Source organism: Elusimicrobiota bacterium (assembly GCA_016788905.1).
Taxonomy (GTDB): Bacteria; Elusimicrobiota; Elusimicrobia; order FEN-1173; family FEN-1173; genus JADKHR01.
Window position 1 is genome coordinate 33,349 of record JAEURZ010000014.1, and the last position, 12,270, is coordinate 45,618.

The window sequence follows — 12,270 nt, forward strand, 5'->3', positions numbered from 1 at the left end:
TTCTCAAGATCCACGGAGTTTCTCCTGAACCGCTCCAGAAATGGTCGAGGGGTCCACCCGCGCTAAAATTTCCTCATCATAGACGACCGCTGGCGCGAGGCCGCACGCTCCCAAACATCGGGCTTGGGCCAACCCCAATTTTCCGTCGGGAGTGACGTCCCCAGGTTTTAAACCAAACGTTTTTTGCAACTGATCCAAAATTTTTCCGGCACCCTTCACGTAACACGCCGTCCCCATACAGACCAGACACTGGTGATCCCCACGAGCTTTCAGGGAGAAGTAATGGTAGAAGGTTGACACCCCATACACACGGCTGGCGGGCACGCGCAACTCTTTGGCCACCATCCGCAACACGGGCTCGGGCAAATACCCAAATATTTCTTGAACAATATGAAGGATTTGGATCAGCGCGTCGGGGCGCCGATCGTAAAGTTTCATCTCCCGTGCCACACGTTTGACCCGGGGATCGTCAGGCGTAACTGGACCGCTCATGGGTTGTTATTCTACGTTCAAAACAAGTCAGAAACCATGATGAGCGTCATGTTTTTATTTTATGGGATTCGATTCAGAAAACCTTCATCTTTAAGGTGACGCACCACCGCCTGGGCGGCCACGCGGGCGGGACGGGTGGTCCATTCATCTTTGTCCGTTCGCAGTGTCCCGTGAGCGGTCCACACCAGCCGGGTCGTCACGGCGTCATAGAGCCGAGCGCACCCGTTCGCATACCGTTGACCCCCAGGCCCTTGGGATTGAACAGTGGTCTGGGCCAAGGGGTTCTCTTTGGGGAGAGGCGCGAACGCTTCGGCCAATGTTCCCGGATGGGATTCCCCCCAGTGAACCATCGAGTGATGGTCCACCACCAACACAGAATCGTACCCCAATTGGGCCGCCCGCGTTGGATTTCCCATGGCAAATTCCGTCACGTCCAGGCCCCGTCCGGGGTCCGACTGGGTTTCCCGAAACGCTTCCCGAAACGCCGTTTCGACACGTGATTTTGTGTCTCGGTCACCACGGAGATACACCACTAAGGTTCGATGATAAGGCCCCGAGGGGACAACTCCTTCTTTTTTCGTTTCCAACCGCAACCCCACACAGCCGGTCAAAAGGATCGCCAACGTTAAACTTCTTAGGATTTTAGAGTCCATCAGGGGGCCTCCCCGGCGCGGTTTCCGCGCCCGTGGACACTGATCCGGCGAGACTTTTGATGACACCGATGACGCTGTCGGGGTTGAGCGAAATCGTATCGATCCCGGACCGAACGAGGAACGCGGCAAATTCCGGATGGTCCGAGGGGGCCTGCCCACAAATGCCCACCTTTCTTCCCTTGGCGTGGGCCCGCCGGATGATGTCCTCGATCAAACGCGTGACGGCAGGATTTCGTTCGTTAAACAGGGGGGCCAACGTTCCGGAATCCCGATCCACCCCTAAAGTCAATTGGGTGAGGTCGTTAGACCCGATGGAAAACCCGTCGAATCGGTCAGCGAACGCCTCCGCAAGGATCACGTTAGACGGTATTTCACACATCACGTAAACTTCCAGCCCGTGCGCCCCGCGCGTCAAGCCGTTGGACGCCAGTTGGGCCAACACCTGGTCCGCCTCCTCAACGGTCCGACAAAAAGGGACCATGACCACCACGTTGGTGAACCCCTTCTTTTCTCGCACTTCCTTAATCGCGCGGCATTCCAGGGCAAAACCTTCCCGATAGTCCGGATGGTAGTAACGCGAGGCGCCACGCCAACCGATCATCGGGTTCTCCTCTTGGGGTTCGAATTCTTTCCCCCCCAAGAGGTTGGCATACTCGTTCGTTTTAAAATCGGAGAATCGCACAATCACAGGATGGGGATGCTGGGACGCGGCGATTTGGGCCACACCCGAAGCCAACCGCTCCACGAAATAATCCGTGGGATGTTTATACCCCCGGGTCAGCCGAGCGATCTCCCGACGAACAGCGGGATTTTTAACCCGCTGGGGATGAACGAGAGCCATGGGGTGCACGCGAATGACATCATTGATGATAAATTCCAGCCGCGCGAGTCCAATCCCTTGGACCGGGAGACGCCACCATTGGAACGCCGCCGCTGGGCTGGCGATGTTGAGCATCAGAGGAACAGGAGGGGTGGGCAACTTTTCCAGGGGGATATCCACTTCTTCAAAGTCCAGGCGGCCGGGATACACCCGCCCGCGATCGCCCTCGGCACAGGACAGCGTCACGACTTGACCATTGAGAATGGCTTTCGTCGCTCGTCCGGTTCCCACAATGGCGGGGATCCCCATCTCCCGACTCACGATGGCCGCGTGGGACGTGCGGCCACCGCGGTCGGTAATGATGCCAACCGCTTTTTTCATGACCGGCACCCAGTCCGGGTCCGTGTTGCCTGTCACCAATAGGTGACCTGGTTTGAATTTTTTAATATCCGCTGTTCGCTTGATGATTTGGGCGGGCCCGACAGCAATGGCGTCCCCCACCGCTAAGCCTTCCACCAACGGTGGCACGCGCTTTTTCAGGCGGTAGGCCCGTAAGGTCCCCTCTTTTTTCCGGCTCTGGAACGTTTCAGGCCGGGCCTGGACAAGATACAACGCCCCCCGTGCGCCGTCCTTTGCCCACTCCATATCCATGGGTTTTCCGTAATGTTTTTCGACCGTGACCGCCCATTGGGCCAAGGTCAGGAGCTCTTTTTCCGATAGGACAAACCGGAGACGTTCGCTTCGAGAGGTCGGCACGTTTTTTGTGGCGCCGCCGGCCACGTAAACCATTTTGATGTCCTTCACCCCCAGGCGCGAGGTGAGGATCGGGCAAACGTCGGGCGTGCCAAGAAACGGTTTAAAAACCACATGCTCGTCCGGCGTGACCCGCCCCTGGACCACATTTTCCCCCAGCCCCCAGGCGGCGGTGATCACCACCACACGTGGAAACCCCGTGTCCGTGTGAAGGGAAAAAAGAACACCAGCCCCCGCTTTATCGGCCCGCACCATTTGCTGAACGCCCACCGAGAGCGCAACCCGCTGATGGTCATACCCATTCTCTTCCCGATAGCGGATGGCCCGATCGGTAAAAAGGCTGGCGTAGCAACGGCGCACCGCGTCCACGAGAGCGGCTTCGCCTTTCACGTTCAGGTAACTTTCGTGTTGCCCCGCAAAACTGGCGTTGGGCAAATCTTCCGCCGTCGCGCTGGACCGCACGGCGACCCCCAGGCGAGGCTGACCCGCGTCACGGCAGAGGCGTTGGTAGGCGGAACGGATTTCGAATTCTACGTCAGAAGGGAGAACCCCTTGGAGGATCAATTTCCGAAGAGAAGCCCCTGTGGTGGCCAGGCTTTTGTTTTTGGTTTTGTGGGCCAGGAGAATACGGCGGATCGGGTCCCGCAATCGGTTCTGATCCAAAAACTTACCGTAGGCTTCAGCGGTGGTGGCGAAGCCGGGCGGGACACGAATCCCCTCCCGGGACAATTCCCGAATCATCTCGCCCAAAGACGCGTTCTTCCCGCCCACGCGGGGAATATCGTTGAGGCTCACATCGCGGAAATCCACTACCCAGGACATAGACACCCCCCCTTGGGTCGCCCCTCCATTCTAACCGTTGGGGAGGAAATTGGGGATGATCCCGGTCATCCTGGGGGATGACGGGGATCAGGGGCGTTGAAACGACGTTTCAGCCTGACGCATCAGCTTGGTGGGATCCAGAAGAGTGATCGACTTTGGGTCGAGACGAACCAAACCCCATTGACGTAATTGACTGAGCAGACGGATGGTGGTTTCTTGGGTGGTCCCGATCATTTCGGCCATTTCTTCCCGGGTAAGCGACAGGGCGATTTTTGTTCCTTTGGGAGCGGGCCGTCCGTACGTGTTTCCTAACGTGAGGAGAAGCCGAGCCAACCGTACGAGAACCGGTTTTTCCACCATGTCCATCAGGCGGTCTTCCACTTCGTCCAGTTCCAGCGCCATCCGTTTGAGGAGAGCTTCCGCCACCAGAGGGTTTTCAACCATCATGGAAAGAAACGTTTTCCGATCCACAAAACAAATTCGGGTGTCCCCTAAAACTTCAGCCGAAAAACTGTGGGGTTTCTCCGTCAAGACCGCCCGATGGCCCACCAACGACCCTTCTTTCGCAATGCCAATAATTTGGGGACGCCCTTGGCTTCCCGATTTCGACAATTTGAGTTGTCCTTCATACACGCAATAGACCCCTAGGGCCGGGTGTCCTTCGTAGAAGATCACTTGGCCTTTTCGGTAACAATTGTCGGTTTTGCATCGGTCCAATACCCGAAGACGATCCCGGGTCAGACGGGAAAACACCCCCTCCAACCGGGTCGGACAGGCCTCACAATGAACGGGATTTTCCGCGCAGGTGGACATGCCTCTATTATACATATTGGAGTTCCCCACTCGCGTGGCTTCACGATTTTCTACAATAGCGTCCATGAAAAATCCCCTCGTGGCTGTCATCATGGGTTCGAAGAGTGATTGGGAAACAATGCAACACGCCGCGGCGGTGCTTAAGGACTTTGGCGTGTCGCACGAATGCCGAGTGGTTTCGGCCCACCGAACCCCCGCCTGGATGGCCACGTTCGCTGCCCAAGCGGAGTCCCAAGGATTGGAAGTCATTATTGCCGGAGCGGGAGGGGCGGCTCATCTTCCGGGAATGGTCGCGGCCCAAACCACCTTGCCTGTTTTGGGTGTCCCGGTGGAAAGCCGCGCCTTGAAAGGTCTCGATTCCTTGCTTTCCATCGCCCAGATGCCCGCGGGAATCCCTGTGGGGACCTTGGCCATCGGGAAAGCAGGGGCCACGAACGCCGGTCTTCTGGCCGTGGCAATATTGGCCAACAAACGGGCGGACCTTCGTAAAAAACTTACCGCGTTTCGATCTCGACAAACCAAACGGGTGTTAAAAGACACCTTACCGAAAACGTGACGACATTGATCCCACCCGGGTCAGCGGTCGGTGTTCTCGGATCGGGCCAGTTGGGTCGGATGTTTGCGATCGCGGCCCGACGCATGGGATACCGCGTTCACACGTATTCGGAAGAATCCGACACCCCCACCGGCCAAGTGTCTGACGTTGAAATCGCCGCTCCTTACGAGGATTTGGACGCCGTCCGGGCCTTCGCTAAGAACGTTTCGGTGGTGACTTTTGAATTCGAGAATGTCCCCGCGGCCTGCGTGCAAGCGGCGGAAGAATTTGTCCCCGTGCGCCCGAACGGGAATGCCCTTTTTATCTCACAACATCGCCTTCGTGAGAAAACATTTCTTTCTAAAAATGGTTTCCCCGTGACCGCCTTCCGTGAGATCAAATCTCTTGAGGAATTGACCGCGGGTCTTCAGGCCTTTGGTGTGCCCGCCATTTTAAAAACCGCGGGGTTTGGCTACGACGGGAAGGGGCAACGAATGATCCGAAAAATGGAAGAGGCCGCAGAAGCCTTCGCCAGTTTTCAAGGGGTTCCCACTGTCTTGGAAGCTTTTGTGGATTTCAGCTGTGAGCTGTCCGTGGTGGCCGCCCGGGCCTTGAATGGAGCCACTGCCGATTGGGGCGCTGTCGAAAACACCCACGTCAACCACATTTTAGACGTCTCTGTTTCCCCCCCCCTTTCCGTTCCCCCGAAACTGGCGAACGAAGCCGCCGCCATGGCCCATGACGTTTTGAAGGCGTTGGACGTGGTGGGGGTGATGTGTGTGGAGTTTTTTTTAACGAATTCCGGGCGGCTGATCATTAACGAGCTGGCCCCGCGACCGCACAATTCGGGCCATCTCACCTTTGACGCCACGGTCACCAGCCAGTTCGAACAGCAATTGCGAGCCATCTGTGGCCTGCCCTTGGGCGCCACCGATCGGTTCGCCCCCGCGGCCATGGCAAACCTTCTGGGCGACCTCTGGGCCGCCGGAACCCCCGTTTGGGAACGGGCCCTGGTGTTTCCGGATGTCAAACTTCATCTGTATGGAAAAACCGAACCCCGCCCGGGCCGAAAGATGGGCCACCTCACAGCTCTCGCCCGAACGTCCGAAGAAGCCGCGCAATTGGTACGCCAAGCGCGACGGGCCCTTTCTCCAGCCTAAAGCTTTCCCTGCAAGGCGTGGCTCACCATCCCGGAAGGAATTTTGGGGTAAAAGTAGGTGCTTTTGGGAGGCATCACGGACCCTAGAGTGGAAACATCCAGAACTTCCTTCACGGTGTTGGGGGCCAAGAAAAACGCCCAGCCTTTGGAGTGTTGAGCACTTTTCACCGCTTCGGTGGGGTTCCGCGTAAAGAAAAAATCTTCCTTTCCCAACCCCTTCAGCGGCCCCCCGTGCAGACAAGCCACCGCTAGATTTTCGTGGGGCGTATTTTTTAGTTCCCCTGGGATTTGGGAAAACGTGTAGAGAAAATATTTTCCATCCCGATATACGCCCACCTCGAGGACTCCAGGTCCTTTTTTTCCATCGATAAGTTTCTTGAGAGCGTTCAGTCCTCGAACGGGTTTTAAGTTTCCCCATTTTTCTAAATTCACGAATTTCCGTTTTTCCCAGGGCACCGCGCGGTGCGTGGGAAGAACTTCCAGCCCCTTGTCGTCCGATGAGGAAAAGTAGGCCAGCACATGATCGGCCGCTGGGGCCCCGTTCTTTAAGGACCGGCGCGCCCATTGACTGTAGGCGAGAGACGTTTCGTAACGGTGGTGTCCATCCGCGATGGCGCACGGGGATTTTTTGAAAACCCGTTGAAGTTCTCGAGCCGCAGCGTCGTTTTTCCAAATCCAAAGTCGATGGGTCACGCCGGATTCATCCTTAAACTGCATCCAGGGGTGGCCTTTGGTCTGAAGACGCGTTAAGGCTTCCACACGACCCGAAGCGTCCCGAACCAAAAGTTGGATAGGGCTGGTTTGGGCACGGAGAGCCTTAAAAAGCAGAAGTCGATCCACCTTGGCGGTGGGTAATGTTTTTTCATGGGGATAAACACCTTGGCCCCAGGGAACCACCTTGAGCGCGGCAAAGAACCCACGCCGGACCAGGGGACGACCGTCCACCGGGGACCGAAACCGGGCTTCATACACATAGAATACCGGTGTTTTTTCACGGGTGAGAACCCCTTCCGCGTTCCACTTTTTCCATTGTTTCGCCGCCTCATCGTAGCGTGCCGAGGGATCCCCCATAGGCAGCTCAACCCGCACAAAATTTTGCGGGTCCTTTTTCACCAAAGATTCTCGACCTGGAGGAGAAATAACATCATAAGGGGGGCAAACCAAGCGTCCGATTTTCTTTTGATATTTGGCGCCGTAAACAAAGGCTCGAAACGGTTTAATGTCAGGCATGATTTTTCCTTGTGTTGGGTTAGAATAAATCGAAACTACAATTCCAGCGTGATCCCCCGCTTTAATTGGAGAGCTCTCTGGTAAACACAACCGGCCACCGCCACATCCTGAATGGCGAGGCCCGTGGAATCGAAAACCGTGATGTCCCGGTCCGATTGGCGCCCGGGTTTCTTCCCCGTCACAATTTCACCCAGACTGGCCGCAATGTTTCGAACGGTGATGGTCCCCGCCTCAATACCCATATTGATTTCACCGGAATGAAGGGCTTGTTCGGGACTGTCCACAATGACCCGCGCCCGCTTCAATATCTCCACATCCAATTCCTGTTTACCCGGGGCATCGGCCCCGATAGCGTTGATATGGGTCCCTTCACGAATCCAATCGGATTTCACCACCACGTCCCGGCCCGGCGTGGTGGTCACCACAATGTCCGCCCCACAGGCCTCTTGAACCGTTACCGGACGAAGAACTGGACCGCCCGAACGGGCGTGGCGCGTGCAGAAAGATTGAGCTTCTTCCAGCGATTGCGCCGCCACGAGAACTTCCCGCAAAGGGAAGAGAGTCGCCAGGGCCGTGAACTGGGTTGCCGCTTGCCGCCCGGCGCCCACCAAACCCAAAATACTCGATTCTTTCCGGGCCAAATATTTTGCGGCCACACCGCCTCCCGCTCCGGTCCGAACATCGGTCAGCCGACCCGCGGCCATGACCGCGAGGGGCATCCCGGTCTCCGGGTCGTTCAGAATATAGATGGCGCTCACCGTGGGCAGTCCCCGTTTGGGGTTTCCCGGATGGGAATTGACCACTTTGACCCCCGCAAAAGGCCGATTCCCCGCACAGGAAATTTTAGGGATGTAGGCCGGCATGGCCCGCAGGTCGCCCCCATATTCCGTAAATTCCAAATAGAGTTTCGGCGGCATTTGGGCATCGCCCCGGGCCAAATGGCCAAAGGCTTCTTCCACCAACGGCATGGCCGCCTCCACCGTAAGTAAACGATCCACCTCTTTTTCGGAGAGCCAGAGAATGTCCATTAGACCTCCCGGAAGGCAGCTTGCGCCGCGGATAGCGTTTTTTCGATATCGTGAATCGAATGGGCGGCCGAAACGAAACTCGCCTCAAATTGAGATGGGGGGAAATACACTCCCCGCTTCAACAGACCGTGAAAAAATCTTCCGTAAGCGGCGGTGTTCGATTTCTCTGCGGAAACCAAATCCGTTACGGGATGAGGAGTGAAGAACACGGTAAACATGGACCCCACATTATTGACCGTGACCTCCACCCCCTGCCGACGGGCCAGATCCCGTAAGCCCTCTGTCAATAGCTTGGTTTTTTTTCGAAGGGCCCCATAGGGGGGGGATTTTTTTAACAGGGCCAACGTCGCCGCCCCTGCCGCCATGGCCACCGGATTTCCCGATAGAGTGCCCGCCTGATACACCGGGCCCAAGGGCGCGACCTTTTCCATCAAACGCTTGGGTCCTCCGAAAGCTCCCACGGGGAATCCGCCCCCAAGAATCTTGCCGAAACAGGTGATGTCCGCCTGAAGCCCCAACCATTCTTGCGCCCCGCCCCACGCCAACCGAAAACCTGTCATCACCTCGTCCACGATAAGGAGAGCGCCGTGACGGCGGGGAATATTTTGGAGCGCCCCTTGAAATTCAGGCGAGGGGGAGACCACCCCCATGTTCCCCACCACCGGTTCAACGATGACGGCCGCAATCTTTTTTCCCCATTTTGAAAACACCTTGGCGAGCGCCACGGGATCGTTGTAGGGAAGGACCAAGGTTAACCGGGCCAGTTCCTTGGGGACTCCCGCCGATGTGGGGTGGCCCAGTGTGAGAGCCCCACTCCCCGCGGAAACCAAGAGGCTGTCCCCATGGCCATGATAACAACCCGCAAATTTCACAATCAACGATCGCCCCGTGGTGCCCCGAGCCAATCGAAGCGCCGAAAGACAGGCCTCCGTTCCCGAACTCGTGAACCGGAGAAGATCAACGGTGGGATAGGCCTGGCGCACCAAATGGGCCAGGGCGAGTTCCCGGGGGGAGGGTGCTCCAAAGGAACTGCCCTCTTCCAAGGCCCGGCGGGCCTCCTGAACAACGACCGGATGGGCGTGGCCCAAAATCAGAGGGCCCCAGGATCCCACGTAATCCACATATTTTTTGTTGTCCACATCCGTGAGGGTAGAGCCCCGGGCCCGGGCCATAAAGACGGGGGTTCCCCCCACCGCGCGAAAGGCACGCACGGGGGAATTAACTCCTCCCACAAATATTTTTTGGGCTTGCTTAAAAAGAGTTTGGGAACGGGTCATGGGGTCTCCGTATCGTTGGGAGGTGCAGGGACATAGACCGTGGTGTTCTCCGGAAGCCCATCTCGACGAATTTGAAATCCACCGGGTGGTAAAAATTTTACACGTTCAAATCTTTCGATAAAAGGCGCCAGAGGATTGAACTCAAAGAAGCGCGTGCGTGGGGTACCGTAATGCATGGGGATCACAACACGGGGGCGAATTTCCTGGACCAACCCCGCCGCCGTTTCTGCGTCAACGGTGGTTCGGCCCCCCACAGGAATAAAAAGGACATCCACCCCCGTTAAGGCTTCTTTTTGTTCCGGTCGAAGGGAGCGCTGGCCCATATCCCCTAAATGGGCCCACCGAAGCCCTCCCATCTCCCACACATACATTCGGGTGGTTCCGTTCCTTCGCCCTTCCTGATCATCATGGTCCGCCAATGTCCCGACCACCTCGATTCCCGCGACCATTTGGGTTCCCGTACTGCGCACCACAGGAAAAGCCGCGGACGCCGATGGGGCCGCGCGGGATTCGGACCTTCGAGACAGACTCACTTCCTTCCCGGCGACCACATTATTTTCTTGGGCTGGCAAAAGAGCAGGAGGCTTAGGAACCGCGTCGTGGTCAAAGTGTTCGTGGGACACCAGGGCCGCGTCCGGCTTGATCTTCACCGCCGGATACCCGACCGTATCGTCAAAGGGGTCCAGAAGAAAAACCCGCCCCGCGCTGTCCTGAAGCGTGAAACAGGAATGCCCTTTCCAAACCACGAATACCCCGAGATTCGGATCGCCAGGCGGTCGGACCAGGGGACGCGAGAAACATCCACTTCCCCCCAGAACGATAAGACAAACGAACCAAAATGGCTTCATTGATCCGCGAGCCGTTGAGCCATCTCCTGGGCGTGGTAGGTCAAAATCACGTCGGCGCCCGCACGCTTAATGGAAAGGAGGATTTCTTCCATGACCCTTGGCCCGTCCACCCATCCTTTCGCCGCGGCGGCCTTCACCAGGGCGTATTCGCCCGAAACGTTGTAAGCGGCCACCGGTACATCAAACCGATCTCTGACCCGTTGGATCACGTCCAAATAGGCTAACGCGGGTTTCACCATGACCATGTCGGCCCCTTCTTCTAGATCCAACGCTACTTCCTTGAGGGCTTCACGACCGTTGGCGGGGTCCATCTGATGGGTTCGTCGATCCCCAAAGGCCGGAACCGACTGGGCCGCGTCTCGGAACGGGCCGTAGAAAGACGAAGCGTATTTAGCGGCGTAGGCCAAAATGGCCGTGTTCTTTCGACCGTCCGCGTCCAAGGAACGTCGGATGGCGGCCACCGCGCCGTCCATCATTCCGGAGGGAGCCACCCAATCGGCGCCCGCGGCCGCTTGCACGAGGGCTGTTCGGCTCAAGAGTTCAAGCGTGGCGTCGTTATCAATTTCAGCACCACGAACAACCCCACAATGGCCGTGATCCGTGTATTCACAAAGACACAAATCCGTTATTACAAGCAGGTCAGGCAAGGCGTCTTTCACCGCCCGAACAGCCCGCTGGACAATTCCATCGGGAGAATAAGCGTCTCGTCCAAGGGGATCCTTCTTGGCTGGAACACCAAAAAGGATGATCGCGGGAACCCCCAGCTTCGCGCAGGCGCGGGCGTCTTTGACCATCTGATCGACGGAAAGCTGGCTGACGCCCGGCATGCTTCGCACAGAGCGGCGTTCGTTTTTTCCGGGTCGAACAAAAAACGGTTGAATCAAATCGGCGGGAGTCAGTTCTGTTTCACGGAGCATACGCCGGGAAGAAAGGGACGATCGGAGCCGACGGGGACGAATTTTAGGGAGGGGCATGGAACTATTTTACTTTTTCCCTGAAACCCTGGGCCAGAATCCGAAGCATCGCCGGATGGATGGGTCCGTTCGAAGCCAGCGTCTGGGACGTGTCGGTTAACGCGTAGGGCCGACCCCTGAAATTCGTCACCCGTCCACCGGCCTCCTCCACCAACAATTTCCCAGCGGCCGCGTCCCAAGGTTTAAGATTAAATTCCCAATACCCGTCAAATCGCCCCGCCGCCACATAGGCCAAATCCAAGGCCGCCGCTCCCAGCCGCCGCAGCCCCTGAACCCGTTGCATGAATTGTTCCACGAAGGAGAGATAGAAGCGGGCTTTTTTATGCCTGTCGTAAGGGAAACCCGTCACGAGCAAACTGTCGATCAAACGTTGGGTTTTGGAAACATGAATCGGGCGCCCATTCAATGTGGCTCCTTTTCCTTTCACCGCAATAAATAGTTCTTCCCGAAAAGGATCATAGACACCCCCCATCAAAACCTGTCCGTTTTTTTCCAATCCGATGGACACACAACTGATGGGAACCCTGTGGGCAAAGTTCACCGTCCCGTCCAAAGGATCCACCACCCAGCGGTATTCCGAGGAAGAGGCGTGGAGGCCTGACTCTTCCATGAGAAACCCATGGTCCGGGAACGCGCCGCGAAGAACGTTAAGAATCTTTTTTTCTGCCGCGTGGTCCACCGTTGTCACGATGTCGACCACTCCCTTGTGCGAAATAGAAATAGACCGGCGAGCCCCCCGCCGGTGAATGGCCCCCGCCTCGGTTAAGGCGCGACGAAGCGCGCGCAACAAAGAAGTGGGTGTGGGCGTTGCGTTCATGCTTGAACCGCACCGATCAGGAAATTATGATGCTTACAAAACATAATGT

Annotated in this window: 12 protein-coding genes; 2 read left to right on the plus strand and 10 right to left on the minus strand. The window is 57.1% G+C overall.

Going from position 1 to position 12,270, the window contains the following annotated elements:
• Positions 1-3: 3 nt before the first annotated feature.
• From JNK54_06915 to JNK54_06930, 4 genes are all read right to left on the minus strand, one after another.
• Entirely contained in the window at positions 4-492 is a 489-nt protein-coding gene (locus tag JNK54_06915) for an NAD(P)H-dependent oxidoreductase subunit E (GenBank protein ID MBL8023992.1), read from the minus strand.
• A gap of 59 nt (positions 493-551) precedes the next feature.
• Positions 552-1,145, minus strand: coding sequence for a hypothetical protein (locus JNK54_06920; GenBank protein ID MBL8023993.1), 594 nt, complete (start codon positions 1,143-1,145; stop codon positions 552-554).
• A complete protein-coding gene (gene ppsA, locus JNK54_06925; GenBank protein ID MBL8023994.1) occupies positions 1,135-3,540 on the minus strand; it encodes a phosphoenolpyruvate synthase in 2,406 nt (801 codons plus the stop codon). The genes JNK54_06920 and ppsA overlap by 11 nt, the downstream gene beginning before the upstream one ends.
• Positions 3,541-3,627: 87 nt before the next feature.
• Positions 3,628-4,419 carry a Crp/Fnr family transcriptional regulator gene (locus JNK54_06930; GenBank protein ID MBL8023995.1) on the minus strand — a complete coding sequence of 264 codons (792 nt, stop codon included), beginning with the start codon at positions 4,417-4,419 and terminating at the stop codon, positions 3,628-3,630.
• Between JNK54_06930 and purE the strand changes: the two genes are divergently transcribed.
• Together purE and JNK54_06940 are read left to right on the plus strand one after the other, a co-directional pair.
• Positions 4,418-4,909, plus strand: coding sequence for a 5-(carboxyamino)imidazole ribonucleotide mutase (purE, locus tag JNK54_06935; GenBank protein ID MBL8023996.1), 492 nt, complete (start codon positions 4,418-4,420; stop codon positions 4,907-4,909). The two genes, JNK54_06930 and purE, sit on opposite strands and share 2 nt — an antisense overlap.
• Positions 4,906-6,048, plus strand: coding sequence for a 5-(carboxyamino)imidazole ribonucleotide synthase (locus JNK54_06940; GenBank protein ID MBL8023997.1), 1,143 nt, complete (start codon positions 4,906-4,908; stop codon positions 6,046-6,048). Before purE ends, JNK54_06940 begins: the two co-directional genes overlap by 4 nt.
• Here the strand turns inward: JNK54_06940 and JNK54_06945 are convergent.
• The 6 genes from JNK54_06945 to JNK54_06970 are packed head-to-tail and all read right to left on the minus strand — an operon-like array spanning position 6,045 to position 12,221.
• On the minus strand, positions 6,045-7,277 hold the full coding sequence (locus tag JNK54_06945; protein ID MBL8023998.1) for a DUF1015 domain-containing protein: 1,233 nt from the start codon (positions 7,275-7,277) through the stop codon (positions 6,045-6,047). The genes JNK54_06940 and JNK54_06945 overlap by 4 nt on opposite strands.
• A gap of 35 nt (positions 7,278-7,312) precedes the next feature.
• Positions 7,313-8,305, minus strand: a complete 993-nt coding sequence (gene ala, locus JNK54_06950) for an alanine dehydrogenase (protein ID MBL8023999.1) — start codon at positions 8,303-8,305, stop codon at positions 7,313-7,315.
• Positions 8,305-9,582, minus strand: coding sequence for a glutamate-1-semialdehyde 2,1-aminomutase (gene hemL / locus JNK54_06955; protein ID MBL8024000.1), 1,278 nt, complete (start codon positions 9,580-9,582; stop codon positions 8,305-8,307). Before hemL ends, ala begins: the two co-directional genes overlap by 1 nt.
• The gene (locus JNK54_06960) at positions 9,579-10,430 is read right to left on the minus strand and encodes an MBL fold metallo-hydrolase (GenBank protein MBL8024001.1); all 852 of its coding nucleotides are present in this window, start codon (positions 10,428-10,430) and stop codon (positions 9,579-9,581) included. Before JNK54_06960 ends, hemL begins: the two co-directional genes overlap by 4 nt.
• Positions 10,427-11,404 carry a porphobilinogen synthase gene (gene hemB, locus JNK54_06965; GenBank protein ID MBL8024002.1) on the minus strand — a complete coding sequence of 326 codons (978 nt, stop codon included), beginning with the start codon at positions 11,402-11,404 and terminating at the stop codon, positions 10,427-10,429. The genes JNK54_06960 and hemB overlap by 4 nt, the downstream gene beginning before the upstream one ends.
• 4 nt (positions 11,405-11,408) lie before the next feature.
• A complete protein-coding gene (locus tag JNK54_06970) occupies positions 11,409-12,221 on the minus strand; it encodes an inositol monophosphatase (protein ID MBL8024003.1) in 813 nt (270 codons plus the stop codon).
• Positions 12,222-12,270 lie beyond the last annotated feature (49 nt).